Origin of the sequence: Natronococcus amylolyticus DSM 10524, from assembly GCF_000337675.1 — an archaeon.
In the GTDB taxonomy this organism is placed as follows: Archaea; Halobacteriota; Halobacteria; order Halobacteriales; family Natrialbaceae; genus Natronococcus; species Natronococcus amylolyticus.
In genome coordinates this window covers 94,516-112,767 of sequence record NZ_AOIB01000027.1, presented here as the reverse complement: position 1 = coordinate 112,767, position 18,252 = coordinate 94,516, and the positions used below count along the sequence as shown (strand labels likewise).

Genomic DNA, 18,252 nt, shown 5'->3' with positions numbered 1-18,252 from the left:
AATTCATGCACTACTACAACCGCCAGAGACCGCACCAAGCTCTCGACGGAAAGACGCCGATCGAGGAGGTGCAGAACTAGACAGTGCCAGATGTAAAATTCGGACATCGTCTAACAATTGGTGTAGTAACATTTCTATTAGCACGTTTGATTTGCATATCTGGTTAGCCAGAAACACTCCCGCCACCATGTATATACAGTTGAAAAATCGGAATTCTTAATAGTATCTATGCTATATTATTATCTTCAGACACCTGCGTTTCGGCGGTGTATCCTGTGTCACAGCAGGCGAATCGCGTTTCCCCTTTGGTGGGGAATGGTAAATAATGGGAAACCTTTCACGACGAAAGACACTTATCGGTATTAGTGGGGTAGCAGCGGTGGCGCTCGCTGGCTGTGCTGGCACCGATGAAACATCTGCTGATGACGAGAGTGTTGATACGAATGACGACACAGCAGACGAGAACGGCGACGACACAGCAGACGGGAACGGCAACGACACTGACGACGAATCTGAAAGCGAGGGTTCCGGCTACGCTGACGAACAAGACGAGCAAGTCGAAGTCTCCTACGGTGAGCAGATTGAACTCTCAAACGGTGTTGTCGCTACCGCACATGGATTTGTCTTTGAGGACCAGCTTGGCAATCCGGACTTCCCCAGTGAGCCAGACGAAGGATACCAGTACGCACTCCTTGAGTTCGAAGCGACAAACAATAGCGACGAAGCTGAACGCTTGCCAAGGGCTTGGATGGATTTCCAACTGCTCCACGACGGGAGCCAATATGACACGGCTACTGTCCTTGGTCTCGAAGAGTATGAAGAATATGACGGTGGCGAAGTCCAACCCGGCGTGACTCGTGAGGGCGTTGTTGTCTTTGAGGTCCCAGAAGACACGGACGAATCTGACCTGGACCTAGTTTGGCATGATGACTTCTTAGGATCGAATATCAATATTCGCTGGTCTGGATAGGGTAGAAAGTCGATAGTCAGTCGAGTGTTGGTACTGCCCGTCGTACTTCTTTCGTGTCCACACTCCTAGATAGATGGCAGTCAATTATCCAATGACTCGAGTCAAGTCACTCGAAGCTCACGCTGAATATCTGTCTTCGATGGATCCTGCCGGGTGCGGTCATCAAGATGTTGAGGGGGCGCTCTTCGCGGCGATCTACCGAATCAAGGGATCGACTCAAGAGGACTTCGAGAGAGTGAAGCAAACTATCTACTCACAGAATTAGCTTCAGGCGTCCTCAAGGAGTTCGAAGCAAGACACTCGAGAGTCTCGACAACATTGCTACTCAGGTAGCAATCTACCGACCGCATTGGCGAAAACTCTTAACCAACAAAGGGTGCTGTTTCCACCCGTCTGTTGGTTAACGGAACGCAGCGTTACTCCTCGAATTTGTGATTGCCGTCGAGAATCTCGAGCAGTCTTATACTGTGCTTGAGGACGATACGCTCGTGGGGCCAGCGACCTAACCACTCCAAATGGTCTCTAATGCCCAGGCCGGCGAACTAATCGTCGGTGCATATCATACGGTCGTCACTGACGCCGAAGTTGTCAGCTATAACGCGCGGTCGAAAGAGGACGGCGACCAGATGGAGATCGACGTCGTTGCAATCGACTCGAATGAGGGCACACAGACGATCTATGCCTGTGAGGTCGTGACCCACCTGAACGGCGCGTTGTACTCTGGAACTCCAAGCACCGATAAGTGGGAAGACTACGGGAATCGGAGCTACCAATACTCGCTCGAGAAACTCGAGACAAAATTCCGATCCGACTACGAGTACGTGACTCGAATATTCGATGACGCCGATAACTATGTCCTCCAACTCTGGGCACCCTACGTCACGGAAGGATTTCTTACCGATGGCCTCGAGGTGCTCTCAAACGAGTTCGAGACGGAGTACGGTACACCGATCGAACTCGTGATCAACGATAGCTACACTGAGCGTATCAACGAGCTCCGAGCGGTCGCAGCCGAAGAGACCAAAGCCTATGGCGAACCCGCGTTTCGCTTTCTGCAGATTCTCGAGCAGCTCCGATAGACTCAAACGTCGGTCTCAACCCTTCTATAGGAAGTGGAGATCCGAACTCCAGTGCACTCCTGCTGGGCCAATTTGCTGAATCGCAGTTGATTCGAATATCGGGCTGACGCACTGCATAACTCGAGCAATCGAATTATTGACCCTCCATAAGCTACTTTGCTTACTGTATAATACTGTTAGCCATGGATAACAAGGTTAAACAGCAATCTATTGCACTCCCTATTCCCCTCCCAAATGAGGATGTATTCAGACACACCGCCTGCGGCCCGATTCTCTCACTTCTCACGGATACTCCACACTCAGCTTTTGGCATTCGAGACCTCGGACGTGCGATCGACCGTCCTCCTCGTAGCGTCTCGCTCGCTGTTGACGATCTCGAATCACTCGACCTTGTAACGATCACCGAAGGGCGAAAGAAGCTCGTTCAAATCAATCGCGACCGACTCAACGTTCCCGACGATCCAATCCTTCGGATCCCACAGGACGAATTTCGAGATCCCGTTCGTACGCTCAAAGAACGACTCCTCGAGACGCTCGAGGACGTCACTGGAATCCTGCTCTTCGGAAGCGTCGCTCGAGGGCACGCTGACCGACGAAGTGATATCGATTGCTTTGTTCTCGTCGATGACAACCGAGCGACGAGCCAGAAGCGAGCTCACGAACTCGCCCAGGAGCTGGGAGATCGGCAATTCGATGGCGACAGATACGCCTTCGAGATACTAGTCGAGTCCAGCGATTCGGCTACACGCCAAGCAGATCGACTGCAAGAAATCTTCGCCGACGGACTCACGCTGTACGATACGGGACCACTACAAGACCTCAAGACAGAGGTACTGACGAATGGATAATAGCGACGTCGACACGGCACTCGAGGCAGCTGAGAGAGCATTCGAAGATACTCGTGGTCACTCACTCGAGACAGGACTCGATGTCTCCGATGAAGCCCTTGTTCAACTCCGGAAGGCCTGTCGCCTTCTCGAGGCTGCTACTACGCTCCGCGAGCGCAACGGCCACCACACTGTTGTCATCGAGACCTCGTTCGTCGCCATCGAACGGAGTATCCAGTTCTACCTTATCCACCGCAATGCTGCAGGCGGTGCAGACCTCCGTCATGATCATGCGGCAGTCTACGAACGAGGCGTGGAGATCAATCTCTTCAGCGAGTCGTTTGGTGACCGGCTACTGGATCTCTGGAAAACAAACCGTGCGGCGGTGTACTACCGAGAGGCAGCGGCAACCGCTGAGCAGGCTGATGCGATGCTCGAGCTCGCAACCGTAGTCCACCAATACGTCCTTACGTTCTCTTCTGCTGGCCACGAGTGTATTTGCGATTGATAACGACTCCAGATGTACCACTCGTTTTGAATAAGACAGATCTGTTAACCTGGTTGAGAGACGTATACATTATCACTGATCGCTTCATCAAGGACATCAGCCGTGATCGGTTCCGCTCGATAAGCCAGAGAGGCTGAGCGATACCAATCAATCGAAAGTAGTCGACTAGCTGGGAAGATTTGAGTGAAGTTGGCTCCCTGACCTCGACCAGCAGCATGTTGTTTTAACCGAGTCGCAGCCGTCTGGCTCACCCCTACGTACAATAGGCCGTCCTTTTTTTGAGCGCGGTGTGCCCATCCCCTCTTTGTCTGAAGATAAAACTCCTCACGAAGTACTCTGTCAGTGACTGTCCTCTGACGACACTCGAGGACGTAAACTGCATCAGTCCAAAGGGAAGCATCAGCAAATCACTTCCTTACTTGTCAGCGGTCCAGCGAACGTCCGCGAGCGTGCGCTGAACGGCCTCGTTTCCGACGGCCTCTCCCAGCGTTTCGAATCCGGTGCGTTCGCTTCGGTCGCTCGCATTTGCGACGAGCCTCGAGACGATGAACTCTGGTGTCGACCGCCCCACGGTGTCGAAGCGAGGCTGGTAGTCGACGACCAACTCGAGGTCGGGACTCAGCCCCTCTGCGAAGATGCCGTCGATGCGGGCTTCGGACGGCAGGGGCTCGAGGTCGTCCGCGAGGTGGGTAACGAACATGCCCAGCGCTTCGCGGTCGACGGTCAGTGTCACCAGTCCGTGCAGGAGGTCTGCCGCACTGCCAGGTTCGGTGATCGCCTCGAACTCGTCGACCAGCATCAGGGTTTTCCCATCGGCCGATAGCGGCGGCACGATCGAGCGCAGCGTCGACTCGAGGACGCCTGCATTGAAACTCGCGTGGCGGCGGTGAAAGACCAGCGCGTCAATTGGTGTCACTTCGGCCTGCTCAGCGGGAACGGGCAGCCCCATCGTCGCCAGCAGGACGATCTGGCACAGCGTCTCGAGCAGGGTTGTCTTCCCGCCGCTGTTCGCTCCCGTGAGGACGGTGACGTGCTGCTGGCCGGGAATGCCAGCCTCTGTGGGCCCCTCGGTAACGGTATGGTCGCCCAGCGCGTAGGTGATCGGCTGAACGTCCTCGCCGCTCGCGTCAACTGTAAGGTTGCGCGCGGCGACGACAGAGACGGCCGCGCCGTCCTCTCCTCTGAACGTCGGTCGGGTGCAGTCGTGGGCGAGTGCAAAGCGCGCCAGCGAGAGGTGGAACGCGATTTCGTCGACGGCGCTGACGGCCTGCTCGATGGCTTCGTCCCGCTCTGAGAGCGTCGATTCGAACTCTTCCGCGACTCGCTCTTCACGTTCGTCGGCGGCCTCTCGGAGGTCTGACCGCAGCCGGCGGAGCGTTCCGCCGACGAAGTCTGTGGCGTCCGTCGCGTTCGTCGGCATCGCTTCCCGTACCTGCTCGACCGTGACATCAGTATCGGAGAGGAGTCGAGCCTCGAACGACTCGCGAAAGTCCGTGACGTCCTGAACACCGCCGTCTTGGAGTTCATCGATGAGTTCGAGCGCGTTCGCATCCATGTCCTCGACTGTGCCTAGCGTGTCGCGCAACCGGTCGAGTTCCTCGTCTGCTCCCTCGCGGACCTGACCGTTGTTGAGTGCCGCAAGCGCAGCCGCGGCCGCCTCGAGAGCGTCGGCCTCGAGATCCGCGATCAACGCGAAGGGACCGGACTTTACACCGGATTCGAGCAGCGCGAGCGCAGCTTCGACGGCGGCGAGTTCACTCCCATCGCGCTCATCGTAGCGGTTGAACGCCGCGAGTACGACCTCTCGGTCGTCGGCCGCGAGCGCCTCCCAAGCGTCTCGAGCCGCGAGCACGTTATCAAGGCGGTCTTCCATTGCTTTCTTGCTCTCGAGCGGTGTAAGCACCCGGATCCGGTCGGCTGCGCGCTGGGTGACGGCGTGATCGACAGCGAGGTCTAGCAGTTCGTTGTATGCAGATCGGGCATCATTCGTGGCCAAGATGTCCATTCTCTCGCCGCCGGTCGCCCGGCGAAGAATCCGCGTCGCCCGTCCCCGGGCGAGTCCGGTATCGGAGAGTGTCCGTATGTCCCCGCTCTCAATCGCTTGGATCGCTTGCTCTTGACCCAGCTCCTTGACCAGTGTCTCCCGCGTCTTCGGACCGACTCCCCAATACTCCTCGAGTCGCATACTTCTGAGTTCGAGCCGACCATCTTGAACACTGTGCCTCAAACACGTTACTCGAAAATCGGTCTGAGATCGAAGCCGAGTTCGGCGGAGAGTTAACGTAGGAACGACTCGATGGAAAGCGGGCTTGCCGTATCAAAAAGCGAGTGTCCGACAAGGGGCTAACCGATGAAGAGAATAGATTCTAATATATGGGTGTAGGAACATTCACTTACCTCCTCTTTGACTGGCTGATCAATGAATATTGGGCCACCTCCATGCTGCATTTAATAACTAATATGTTGTATAGCCTGAACAGGACATAATAGGCGAAAATCTATTAACAAGTGATCGAACTCTCAAGCGCTATGGCAGACAAACATGCTGAAAAAGCATCGATGGGAGATGAAACTGGCAGCTTTCTGCCAAACAGGAGATCGTTCCTCCAGCTTGCGGGAGCCGCAGGTGGGACAGCCCTCGCTAGCGGGGCGGCAACGGCACAGTCCGCCGAAGAGATGTTAGAAGACGTAGAGCTACCTGACGAAGACGAGCGGCCGTTGGTACGGCTTGTACAAACCGGTGGAACCATCGCGAGTACAGAAGAGGCTGCTGATGAAGGCTATAGTCTCTCCGAAGAAGCAGACGCAATCGTCGAATCCGTTCCAGAATTAGAGCACTTCGTTGACATCGAAATCGCGGAGGCGGCGCAAAAGGGAAGCCCCAGTCTTTTGGTCGAGGATTATGTGAGTGTTGCAAAGGCAGCGAAACAAGCCGAGGAAGACGGTGCTGCTGGTGTCATCGTCACTCACGGGACGAACACAATCGAAGAAGATGCATACTTTAACGATCTGGTGTTAGATCTGGATATTCCCGTTGTATTTGTCGGCGCAATGCGTCCCGCAGATGCAATCGTTGCTGATGGTCCATCGAATCTGCTTTTAGCAGCGCGCCTTGTCACTCGCAATGAGTTCCATCTCTCTGATGAACCAAGTGGAGTTTACGCTCTTTTGAACGAAACAGTACATGCCGCCCGTGACATCATGAAATCCGACGCATGGTCACTAGAGACGTTCTCCTCTGGATCGCCCGGTCCGATCGCTCGTTTCACTGATGACGAGATACTAATCTACCGCGAACCGGGAAGCTATTCCTCAAATCTCTCTGACTGTGACCTCGAGGCAACGCCTGAAATGACGGTCCCAATCGTCGCGACGGGAGCCGGGGCTGAAGCACCGCTGATGGAACAAGCGGTTAATGGGAAATACGATGCTGATGGGTTCGCAGTACAACATTCGGGTCGTGGCGGAACGTCACCTGCGATAAGCGACGCAGTTGAAGCTACTCTCGATGCTGGTATTCCCGTTGTCAGCAGTACACGAAACTTCGATGGCCCAGCGTCACCGTCCGATGAGGAGGGTACTGACGTTTCAATGGAAGACCTCCCAGTCTGGAAAGCTCGCATACATCTTATTGTTGCACTTACTATAACGAGTGATCTCGAAGAGATCCGTGAGACAGTCGAAGCAGGCAAGTATGGAACCGCCATCGTTCCCACCTCAACACTCTAGCCACAATAGGAGAAAATGAGATACTCGTCATAATACCGTTCACAGTATCACCGAGCCTTGCTAAATAACGGCGATGGCGCGTACAACTCGCTGGCAGGGCAGGCTGCTCGAGCAATCACTCACCCTTCATCCGTGTTCGTACTCCCGTCGCAATCACGCCGAGCCTGCTGCCCGGCCTCGGTATCTGGCCAGTCGCCACGCTGGTACTCGCGGGCGTGCTCGATATTGATGTGTTCGGTGAATTCAGCGCTTGCTCCGAATGTTCTCGAGCAATCGGATACTCCCACTCATTTCTTCAGCCCTGTTCCGATCACGCTGAACCTATTGCCCGACTTTCGCATTCGGCTACTCGCCGTGCTGGTACTCGGGGACTTCATCTCTCACTCTGAACAATCAACTGATTGAGCCGGAACGTCCTCGAAGATCTCTCGTCTTAACCAACAAAGGCCGGTTCTTTCTTTCGCAGTGTTGGTTAACAAAGACTCAAGAACAACGACGAAGCCTGGAGCGTGACCTACCGCAGACAGCTCAAGTGTGTCAAGTTGAGCAAAGAGTAGTCTCCCGACATGGATGGCTATCGCTTTGCAGCGATCCAGTCTAAACCCGACCCAGCAACAGACGACGTTGATCGGTATGCCAGCCTCAGTCACTGGATTGCCGGTCAGTTGGCGTATAGACGAAGTACCCCAACTAGATTTGACCGACCATGACCGCCATAGCATTTATACGATCTGCTTCAGAATCTCGTACCTATGGTAGATTCTGACATAACACTGTTCTACATAGTAGCAGCCTACCTCGTAGTGATGCTGGGTGTTGGTGTCTGGGCGTACAAGAAAACAAACACTGCAGAGGACTTCTTGCTCGCTGGACGAAGCCTTGGTGCCGTAATCATAGCTGGGACATTGATGGCAACGTGGATGGGCTCTGGGACCGTTACTGGTGGCCCTACCTCGATTGGGTACGCAAACGGATTTGTGCCAGCAATTCTGTTTATGAGTGCAGCACTGATCGGGATTGTAATCCTCAAAGTCCTAGCTCCGCGCATTAGGGCTGGGAGTGAAATCACTATCCCAGAGATGCTGGAGGACGCACTTGGCTGGGAAGGTCGAGTGATCGGAATGATCGTTATTGCGTTTGCATACGTTGGGATCGTCTCCTACCAGTTCATCGGGTTTGGATTCGTGCTGAACGTTTCTACCGGGATCTCTGTCACACAAGGGACAATCATTGGTGCTGTAGTCATTATTAGTCTGGCAGCGATGGGTGGCCTAATGTCCGTTTCCTATACAGACGCCATCAGTGCCTTTCTGATGATATTCGGATTAATTGTCGCGGTCCCGTTCGTCCTCTCGAGTGCAGGCGGTTGGGGCAACATCGTCGCGGAAACACCGGATACACATACCAATCTGCTCGGAGACCTGACATTCCTCCAGTTCTTGGGCTTCTGGGCACCGTTCTTTTTGCTGATCTTGGGCGATCAGAATATGTATCAACGAATCCTTGCTGGAGACAGTGACGAGAGCAGTAATCGGGGAATTATTGGGTGGTTCATCGGTGTCGGTGTAGCGATGACGATCATCCCTGTTTTCGTGTTTGCCTCCCGTGCCATGTTCCCAGAGCTAGGGGATCCAGGAATGGCACTGGTCGCGGTAACAACTGTTATTCCGACTTGGATCGGTGGACTACTGCTTGCTGCAGTCTCAGCGTTCATCATTACGACGGGAAGCTCATACTTGCTTTCAGCAAGTACGAATATTTCACATGACCTGTACAGTAACTTCGTAAACCCCGATGCATCTTCATCCAGGGTTGCCTGGTTTACGCGGGGACTGGTCATCGCTCTAGGAATCTTTGCATTTGTTCTCGGAGAATTCTTCCCGACGATTCTCGAGCTCCAGATGTATTCCTACACAGCATACGGGGCCGCGATCACCGTTCCGCTGATGGCCGTTTTCCTCATGAGGAATCGACTCACTAAAGCTGGTGGAATCTCAGGAATGCTCGTCGGTGCGAGTATTGCAATTGCCTGGGACCCCCTGCTCGGGACACCGATCGAAACTGATGCAGTCGTAATCGCTGCACCTGCTGCACTGCTTTCCATCCTTGTGGTTAGTTATATAACTAGAGATGGAGAAGTTGTAACAGAACCAATGGAGGCATCATAGATGCACGACTTTTCACCAGAACCAGAGGATCAATTCGTAGACGACGAGCGACTCGAGAAGATTCGAGACTATCTAAGTGAAAGCGATCTAGATGGGCTAATCGGGTTTTCGCCAGCGAACTCATACTATCTGACTGGCTGTTATGCTGGGATGTATTCCAGACCAGTTCTCGGAGTCGTGACGCCGTCAGAAAGCGCATTTGTTGGCCCTCGGTTAGAGGAACGAAAGGCCAGACGAACTGCGTGGACCGACCGTGTACTAACGTACGAGGATAGCGACAACCCATTCGAGATACTGGCGGCAGCCATCCCCGACTCAGCTGAGACACTCGGTTATGATGCTGCAAAAGCGCAACCCAGCTGGGTCGAGAGCCTTTCTGCCCAGAGTAATGCTGATTTCGTCGATGCGACGGACCATTTCTATTCGCTTCGTATTGTGAAGACAGACTGGGAACTCGACAAAATCCGTCGAGCACAGGATTTGGCGACGGCTGGCTGTGAGGCAATGTTTGAGTCAGTCCGCTCTGGAAAACCCGAAATTGAGGTCGTTGCGGAGGTCCAACAAGCGTATTACGATACCTACCTTGACAAGCACAGTGAGTTCGATATCGGAACAGCAAACGAACTCGGACAGTACGGGTTTGCTAGTATCCTTTCTGGACCACACGGACTTGAACCACATAGCCTCTCATCCTCGCGCATGATCGAAGGCGGCGACAGCGTCGTCGGAATTGCCTTGCCGTCGGTTCAGGGGTACATTTGCGAGGAAGAACGGACATTCCTCGTTGGAGACGTCGACGATGAAATTGAGGAGGGAATGGAAATGCTGGTCGATGTTCGTGAGCAGGTTATTGACCGAGTCGAACCCGGCAAAGACGTTGGAGAGATCGATCAGTGGGCATACGAGCAAATCAAATCTCGAGGTTTCGGTGACTACGTGCAACACAGAACAGGTCACGGAGAGGGAATCACGATCCACGAGCAACCCGCATTGAACGCACAAAAGACAGGAGAGCTCGAGCCGGGAATGGTGATCAGCATCGAGCCGGGGTTATATTTTCACGAGAAGGGGAATGCGCTTCGACACTCTGACACCCTCATTATTACCGAAAGCGGCGCAGAGAGCGTCACAGAGACCAATGCTGGCGTCCTACGAGTCGACTGATGGCGTCGTATGATGTACTCATCCACGGGGCTGTCTGGGACGCCCAGAACGGACTTCGTGACGATCACTGGGTAGGCGTGCGCAATCACGAAATCGCTACTGTAAGCCAAGAACGCCCTGGTTCAGCTCACAAAGAAATCGAGACTGAGACGATCATCCCTGGCCTATGTGATATGCATGTTCACTTGGTGTGGGATGGCTCCGGAGACCCAGTCGCAACATTGCGAGCAGATTCAGAACAGCAGATGACACTCCGTGCTGTTCGTAACGCTCGAGACCAACTCCACGGCGGTGTCACAACTATCCGTGATGTTGGTAGCGTCGATGATATTGCGGTCTCTGTCGCCCACGCGATTCGAAAGGGATGGGTCGAAGGGCCGCGGACCTATGCCAGCGGACAGACAATCATTATTCCTGGAGGCCATGATCCATTTTGGGGCATCGAGAGCAACGGTCCCTTGGACTGCCGCAATGCCGTTCGCGAACTTCGCAGCGCTGGTGCAGATCTCATCAAAGTAAGCGCAACCGGTGGTGTTTATGGACAATCTGTTGGAGAAGACGCTGGGACAGCCGAACTCTCACGTGAAGAGTTAGAGGCAATCGTAGACGAAGCTGAGCGATTCGGGCTCCCGGTCGCTGCCCATGCGATTGGCCAATCAGGAATCGAAAACGCAGTTGAGGCTGGTGTCGACACGATCGAGCATGGTAATCAGCTTGATGAGGATCTCATCGATCGGTTACATACTAAAGACCAAGCGTATGATCCAACGTTGTTCGTCTATGGGCGGATTGCAGGTGGAGGAGATGGTATTCCAGAGTACGCCCAGCAGAACGCCAGTGAACTATACGACCAGCACACGGCTGCATTTCAATCAGCACTAGCTCGTGGCTGTCGTATCCTCGCGGGTAGCGACGCCGGTTCTCCAGGCGTTCCTCATTCAGCAATCCATCTGGAACTCGAGCAAATGGTCAACGAAGGCATGGACCCACCGGACGCATTGGAAGCAGCGACACTCGCAGGTGTGACTGAACTCGGAAAACCAGATCTCGGTATTGTCGAGCCAGGTACCCCTGCAGATTTGGTCTGCTACGATGAGAATCCACTAGTAGATATTTCTGCGACTGCCGACCCAACTATAGTCCTAAAAGAGAGCAATATTGTCGTAGAGCACTCTCAATCAGATTAGGACTCTCATTTCAGAACCACAGTCTGATTCATACTTTTGCTGTTTATTCGGGGCAACGCAACCGAGGTCTCATAGGAGTACTATCGATGCACAGTATTGTCCTATCTACCCAGACTAACCTCGAAGATACAAATCACTGGATGGACCAAGGAGATCTGGACCGTGCTTAGACTATCAATTCATCAATTTCGCGTGGATAATACGTCAAGGTCTCTGTCCCGTCTTCGGTGACAACTACTGTATCGGAGTGTCTGAAGCCACCCACATCAGGAACGTAAAAGCCTGGTTCTACTGTAAACAGTTCGCCGGGGCGGATCTCGCCTTCGTAATCGACATCGAGGAACGGTCTCTCATGTCCCTCCAAACCGATGTTATGACCGACGTGGTGTTGTACGTACTCAGAAACCCCTTGCTCTTGGTAGTAGTCAACAACAGCTTCCTCAATAGCAGCGTACTCGACACCAGGTTCGATCATTTCAATTGCGATCTCTTGAGACTCCTTCATAATCTCGAAATACGTTCGCTGATCGCCCGTTGGCTCACCAACGAACAGTGTTCGCTCGAGCTCAGTAGTATAGCCGCCTATGTTGGGTTTGACTATTGTAACGATGTTATCTCCCTGCTCTATTCGTGTTGTCTGATCCATACTATGTGGGAGAGAAGTGACATCTCCCGTAGTGAACAGGCACTGCATCGGATTAGCCCAGGATCGCATCTCATACCGATCACCAAGCGTATCGAGCATCATCTTCACTGCATCCGCTTCGACTTCTGCTCGAACCTCAATTGGACGGCGACCAGGCTCAATCTGTTCCTGAAGGAGTCGATGTCCGAGATTAGCCCAGGCGCTGGATTCACGAATAAGCTCGATTTCGTGCTCTCCCTTGAGTTCACGCATATCCGTAATATAGTCTTCAACGCCAACATCTGCGGAGACGAGTTCTGAGAGCGCTGGACCAGTGTACCCATTTCGTGCTGGACTTCCATCCGCATCAACTGCTATCGCGCCATCAGCAATACCAAGTCGATCACACATTTCAGCCACAGTTTTCATTGGATTACCTTGCGGATATTCGAAATAGACAGTGACGTCATCAATCAAAAAGTCGTCACGGGTTGCATGCTCTTTTTCCAGCCGTGGGACAATGGCTTCAACAGAGTCTGCAGTGATACCAAGGGCAACGGGCCGCTCCGTCGGCAAGTGATACATTCCACTGATATAGTGGATATTCAACGATCCAAAGAGGACTATCCCCTCATACCCATCAGATCTGGCGCGGTCTAGTAGCTCTTCTTTTCGTTCGATGTGTGTGGATTTCGGTACTGTGAGACGAGACATCAATAAATAGAACCGGGAACATCATCTTAAAACCGTGCCGAGTGAGAGGTGTCCTGAGCATTAATCACGCGGCACACTCACCAGAGACCGCATCAATCGCTTGATGGAAAAACGCCAGCTGAGGTGGTGCTGAACTAGACAGTGCGGGTTATAAAGAGACTATCCTCTGCAGTGATAAGGCAGCCATCTATCAACAATATTGGAAAATATATTAAAGGCATAGACGTGACACTCTACAAGTAGGATGACAGGTCACGAGACCGGTACGTCCCCAGCGGGACTCACGCTCCTGTATGTCGGGTTCGATTTCGATACGCGTGATCAAATCAGTGCCGCTATACAGAAGAGGACCCCATACGATGTGACTGCGTTCAACGCCCAAACAGTCAATTCAGCGCTCGAACTAATACATGAACGGAGTATCGACTGCGTCGTTAGTGGGTACCACCTTGGGGAAAAACCTGGGACTGAGATAGCCCACCAGACTGCCGACGTCGACGTGCCAGTCGTCCTATTCGTCGAGGATGGGAGTGAGGCGACCTTACTAGAGGTAGATGAGTACGTTGCAAGACATGATGATACGGACGCGTACAGGGAACTTGTCGAAAGAGTCATCAATATTATCGAGAACCAAACTGTCAATACGATCGAAGACAGCGAGGGGAAACCGTTCACGATGCCCGCCTATGAGGAGATCTTCCACGCAGTCAACGAAGGGATCCTCGTACATGACATCGAAACAGGACAGATTCTTGATGCGAACCCGACAGCCGAATCTGTCTACGGCTATGCAATCGAGGAACTCAAACAGCTCACCGTCGGTGACTTCAGCGTCGACAGTCCTGAATACTCACAGGAGGAGGCCCTCGAACGGATCCAACATGCCGTCGAACAGGGAGAGAGTCAATTCGAGTGGAAAATCGAACGCAAGGATGGCGAACAGCGGCTGATCGACGTCAATCTGAAACGCGTTACGATACAGGGCAACGACTTCCTACTTGCCATCGTCCGTGACATCACCGAACGTGATCGTCTCGAACGCGAGGCACGACGGCTTCACTCGGCGATCGAGATATCGATGGAAGGAATCGCGATCCTCGACAAAGACGACGAGTACGTCTACGCAAATTCTGCCCACGCTGAGATGTACGGGTTCGAGGATCCCGACGAACTGATCGGCGAGAGTTGGCGCATCCTTTACGACGAGGCGGAGCTCGAACGCTTCGAGTCGGAGATCATGCCGGAAATCGGGCGCGAAGGCGAGTGGCGAGGGGAGGCAGTTGGAAGGAGGGTCGATGGGACCCGGTTTCCGCAGGAGCTCACGCTCACGGGGTTGGAATCCGGCGGATTAGTCTGCGGCATCCGCGACATAACCGAGCGACGGGAGCGCGAACTGTACCTCTCACGACTGTTCGACAATTTACCGGGTGTGGTCTATCGGTGTGCTAATGAATCCGAATGGCCAATGGAGTTCGTTCGTGGCTCCTGTCGGGAACTTACCGGCTACGATGCGGACGTAGTCGAAAATGAGGTAGTGACGTGGGGTGGCGACATAATCCATCCCGATGATCAGCAAACCGTCTGGGAGACGATTCAGGACGCCTTCGACGTCGAGGAGAGCTTTGAAGTGGAGTACCGAATCGTGACGAAGGACGGCGGCGAAAGGTGGGTTTGGGAGCAGGGAACCGGCGTCTACGACGAGAGCAACGAACTGGTCGCACTCGAAGGATTCATTACAGATATCACCGAGCGAAAGGTTCTCCGGGAGGAAGTAGAGAGGGCCAAGGCCGAACTCCAGTCTGTCCTTGACAACGCACTCGCGGTGGTGTACAAAAAGGACCCGAAGGGACGTTATCAGTACGTCAACAAACAGTATGAAGAACTGCTTGGACTTCCGCGAGACGCGTTCATTGGAAAGACAGCCGATGATGTCTACGGCGAAAACGCGATCGAAGGCAACAGAACGCTCGAACGCCAAGCCATTGAAGCCGGTGAACCTATCAGGAACGAAGAGGAAGCGTGGATCGGCGACCGTCGCCGTACGTTTCTGACCACGGTGATTCCGCTCTTCGACGAGGAGGGCGAGTTCTACACGCTCTATGGTATCGCGACGGAGATTACGGAAGTGAAAGAACGCGAGCGAGTGCTTCACTCGTTGACCACTGTCGGCTCCCAGCTGATGAACGCGAGTACACCGGTATCGATCGCTCAGATCGCGACCGAGACCGCGAACGAGGTTCTCAACCTTCCGATAACAGGCGTCTGGAGCTACGACTCCGAGGAGAACGCCCTGGTACCGTTCGCGACGACCGATCGAGCGGATGATCTCTTCGACGAACAACCTGTCTTTCGGCCGGGGAACAGCGTTGCCTGGAAGGTTTTCGAGAACGACGAGCCACAGATGCTTGGAGACGTAGCCGCCGCCCCGAACGTGCACAATCCAGATACACCGATCCGAAGCGAGATGCTATTTCCGCTCGGCGACCACGGTGTATTGATCTGTGGGTCGTTTCGGGACAGGAACTTCGATGAGTACGATCGCGAGTTCGGTACCATCTTGGCAGCGCTGACGACGAGCGCACTTACCCGTGCCGACCGGGAGCTGGCGCTCAAACAGCGAGAACGCGAACTCGAACGGAAGAACGACCGTCTCGAGGAATTCGCGAGCGTCGTCGCTCACGACATCAGAAATCCGCTGACCGTCGCGAAGGGTTATCTCGAACTCGAACTGGAAGGAGGAGACAGTCGTCATCTGCAGAAGGTCGAAGAGGGGGTTGATCGAACAGCCGAGATTGTCGAGAACCTGCTCGCACTCGCGCGAGCAGGCAAAGAGATTGGGGAAGTAGAGCCCATCGACATCGACCACGTCGCTACACAGGCGTGGTCGACCGTCCGAACCGATGAGGCACGCCTCCTTTTGGAAGGCGAGACAATGGTCGAGGGGGATCCCCTCCGACTGACCCAGCTGTTCGAGAACCTCTTTCGGAACGCAATCGAGCACGGCGGCATCGACGTCACCGTTCACGTCGGGGACCTCGATCGCGACCGAGGATTTTACCTTGAGGATGACGGGCCCGGCATTCCCGAAGCGGAACGCAAGGCGCTGCTTACTGACCGACAGTTTGACGATGATGACGCGGAGCGTCGGTTCGGGCTGGCGATCGTCACCGACATCGTCGACGCGCACGGGTGGGAGATCTCAATCACCGAAGGGTCCGAGGGGGGCGCCCGATTCGAGATCGTGACCGCCGATGCGGATTCCACACATCGACCAATTCGCGAAGGAGAGAAATACATTCATGACAGATAAAGAAGAACATCCGCAAGATAACGAGGTCGACATGGAGACATCCGATACAGGAGTCGATACACTGCCCCGGCTTGAACTCCTCCACCGCGTTGCAACCCGTCTAGCCGGTCGTCCAACCGAAACCGCGATCTACGACGCCGTGATACACGCCACGTACGAGCTGTTCGAGCTCCGTTACGCCGTGGTCATCGTTCGAAGTGAGGAGCGATGGGCCACAATCACCAGTACTCCGCCCGACACGACCGAGCGTAGACGGCAACTCCCGGTCACGGGTTCCAGGATCGACGCGGCCGTCGATCGAAACGAGACGATTGTTGTCGAGGGTGGGACGGACGCGGCCGACGTGGACGTCCCCTTCGGAAGTGGCCAGGCACTCTGTACGCCGATCGGTGAGGCCGGCGTGTTACAGCTCGTCACGGACGACGGGTTTGACGAGGATGACGTTCGCTACGCTGAGCTCCTGGGCTGGATCGTCGACGCCCGGCTTGACCGCTTGATGTTGCGAGAGGAGGTTGACTCGAGGGAAGAGCAGCTGTACGCGTTCACGGACTTCCAGCGAGACGTTCTCGAGCAGGCCTCGCACGAACTCCGGACGCCGCTGACGTCGATTCTCGGGTATATGGAGATGCTTGCAGACGAGGACGTTGGGTCGTTGACGGACGAGCAGAAATCACTCGCACAGCTCGTCCTCCGAAAGGCGACCGAACTAGACGCCGCTCTCGAAACACTGAATTCAGCATTCGACGGGAGGATCGAACGCGTTCGCGAGGAATGGGATAAGCGGTCGGAACTTGATCAGTCAGACGTCCTTGGTTCACTTGATGGACCGTTCCTGCTCATAGACATAAATGAGGAGGTCTCTGGCCTGCTAGTAGAGCAGCTCCACGATATCGGCTATGACGTCGTGATCGCCGACGACCGCTCGGCTGCACGGGAAGCGATCCGCGACGATCCCCCATCAGTAATCGTCGTCGACCTGCTTGCCAAGGACGGTGATGGAATCGGGCTTGCTGAGGAGGTATGCCGGAATGCAGACTACGAGGAGGCGTCAATCGTTGCACTGTCGATCGTCCGGGATGAATCGACGGGGTCACCCCAGCTCGGTGTGTCCGCGTATCTTTCGGAGAAGCCGGCCGTTGTTCTTGAGGCGACCGAAACCCTTCTCGATGTAAACGATGAGGAGCGAATTGACGTCTTAATGTTTGATACAACGGCGGATGAGGAAGCGGTTGTCCTCCCCGAATCGTGGCAAGTGACGGTGGTCACCGACCTTGACAAGGCGCGGACGGTACATCGAGAGAGGGAGTACGATGTTGGCCTCGTTCGGACCGAGGGGCTCTCCGGCGCGACGAATGGGACCGATACTGTGAGAGAGGGGACACGGATCTTTCGCGAGCGTCGGGGCGGACGCCGACTTCCAGTCCTACTCGTCGATCAGTCACGGACAGAAACCGAGCCACGATACACAATCGGTGGGAGGCTGTTCGTTCAGCGACCGCTCAACGCCACGGACTTGGCCTCGACACTCATCTCGACACCGGTAGATTCCTCACACAGAGAAGGAGACGCTACGGGATCTGGGGTGACTGACCAATGACTCGATCGATCGTCATCGCCGAAGACGATGAGGACATCCAACAACTTCTGACGTTCAAACTCCAGGCGAACGGGTTCGACGTGACAACGTTCGAAGACGGGCGAGCATGCATCGATCACCTTCAGGAAACCGATGAATTGCCTGACCTCGTGGTGCTTGACGTGATGATGCCGCGGATGGACGGATTTCAGGTCCTCGAGCGAATTCGAGACGAAGACACTCTCGCCGATCTTCCTGTGTTGATGCTCACCGCACGGTCGCGTGAGGATGATGTCGTTGAGGGCTTCGAGCGCGGCGCGACCGACTACGTCACCAAGCCATTCAGCCCGAACGAGGTCGTCGCCCGGATCAAACGCATGCTACCGAGCACGTGA

14 protein-coding genes are annotated in these 18,252 nt (G+C 54.5%); 12 read left to right on the top strand and 2 right to left on the bottom strand.

Annotated elements, in window-relative coordinates:
• From C491_RS22485 to C491_RS13215, 5 genes are all read left to right on the top strand, one after another.
• A partial coding sequence (locus C491_RS22485) for an integrase core domain-containing protein (protein ID WP_005557093.1) occupies nucleotides 1-80 on the top strand: 80 nt, incomplete at its 5' end.
• A gap of 245 nt (nucleotides 81-325) precedes the next feature.
• Nucleotides 326-970, top strand: a complete 645-nt coding sequence (locus C491_RS13230) for a DUF4352 domain-containing protein (protein WP_083909318.1) — start codon at nucleotides 326-328, stop codon at nucleotides 968-970.
• A gap of 515 nt (nucleotides 971-1,485) precedes the next feature.
• Nucleotides 1,486-2,049 carry a hypothetical protein gene (locus C491_RS13225; protein WP_049891896.1) on the top strand — a complete coding sequence of 188 codons (564 nt, stop codon included), beginning with the start codon at nucleotides 1,486-1,488 and terminating at the stop codon, nucleotides 2,047-2,049.
• 182 nt (nucleotides 2,050-2,231) lie between these two features.
• A complete protein-coding gene (locus C491_RS21590; protein WP_005557083.1) occupies nucleotides 2,232-2,897 on the top strand; it encodes a nucleotidyltransferase domain-containing protein in 666 nt (221 codons plus the stop codon).
• Nucleotides 2,890-3,384: a hypothetical protein gene (locus C491_RS13215; protein WP_049891892.1), complete on the top strand. Its 495-nt coding sequence runs from the start codon at nucleotides 2,890-2,892 to the stop codon at nucleotides 3,382-3,384. Before C491_RS21590 ends, C491_RS13215 begins: the two co-directional genes overlap by 8 nt.
• A gap of 415 nt (nucleotides 3,385-3,799) precedes the next feature.
• Here C491_RS13215 and C491_RS13210 read toward each other — a convergent pair whose 3' ends face one another.
• A complete protein-coding gene (locus C491_RS13210; RefSeq protein ID WP_005557077.1) occupies nucleotides 3,800-5,569 on the bottom strand; it encodes a MutS-related protein in 1,770 nt (589 codons plus the stop codon).
• Between the two features lie 344 nt (nucleotides 5,570-5,913).
• Here C491_RS13210 and C491_RS21585 point away from each other — a divergent pair, with 344 nt between their 5' ends.
• The 4 genes from C491_RS21585 (at nucleotide 5,914) to C491_RS21580 (ending at nucleotide 11,632) form a co-directional block, all read left to right on the top strand.
• Entirely contained in the window at nucleotides 5,914-7,113 is a 1,200-nt protein-coding gene (locus C491_RS21585; protein WP_206537571.1) for an asparaginase, read from the top strand.
• 752 nt (nucleotides 7,114-7,865) lie between these two features.
• Nucleotides 7,866-9,281: a sodium:solute symporter family protein gene (locus C491_RS13205; RefSeq protein WP_005557073.1), complete on the top strand. Its 1,416-nt coding sequence runs from the start codon at nucleotides 7,866-7,868 to the stop codon at nucleotides 9,279-9,281.
• The gene (locus C491_RS13200) at nucleotides 9,282-10,445 is read left to right on the top strand and encodes a M24 family metallopeptidase (RefSeq protein ID WP_005557071.1); all 1,164 of its coding nucleotides are present in this window, start codon (nucleotides 9,282-9,284) and stop codon (nucleotides 10,443-10,445) included.
• Nucleotides 10,445-11,632 carry a metal-dependent hydrolase family protein gene (locus C491_RS21580; protein WP_005557069.1) on the top strand — a complete coding sequence of 396 codons (1,188 nt, stop codon included), beginning with the start codon at nucleotides 10,445-10,447 and terminating at the stop codon, nucleotides 11,630-11,632. The genes C491_RS13200 and C491_RS21580 overlap by 1 nt, the downstream gene beginning before the upstream one ends.
• Nucleotides 11,633-11,798: 166 nt before the next feature.
• Here the strand turns inward: C491_RS21580 and C491_RS21575 are convergent, their stop codons facing one another.
• Entirely contained in the window at nucleotides 11,799-12,971 is a 1,173-nt protein-coding gene (locus C491_RS21575) for a M24 family metallopeptidase (RefSeq protein WP_005557067.1), read from the bottom strand.
• 244 nt (nucleotides 12,972-13,215) lie between these two features.
• On the opposite strand from C491_RS21575, the gene C491_RS13185 reads away from it, so the two are divergent.
• From C491_RS13185 to C491_RS13175, 3 genes are read left to right on the top strand one after another with little or no spacing between them, the layout of a single operon-like run.
• Entirely contained in the window at nucleotides 13,216-16,281 is a 3,066-nt protein-coding gene (locus C491_RS13185) for a PAS domain S-box protein (RefSeq protein WP_083909317.1), read from the top strand.
• Nucleotides 16,271-17,878 (top strand): histidine kinase dimerization/phospho-acceptor domain-containing protein, encoded by a 1,608-nt coding sequence (locus C491_RS13180; RefSeq protein WP_005557061.1) that lies wholly within the window; start codon nucleotides 16,271-16,273, stop codon nucleotides 17,876-17,878. The genes C491_RS13185 and C491_RS13180 overlap by 11 nt, the downstream gene beginning before the upstream one ends.
• Nucleotides 17,875-18,252, top strand: a complete 378-nt coding sequence (locus C491_RS13175; RefSeq protein WP_005557059.1) for a response regulator transcription factor — start codon at nucleotides 17,875-17,877, stop codon at nucleotides 18,250-18,252. The genes C491_RS13180 and C491_RS13175 overlap by 4 nt, the downstream gene beginning before the upstream one ends.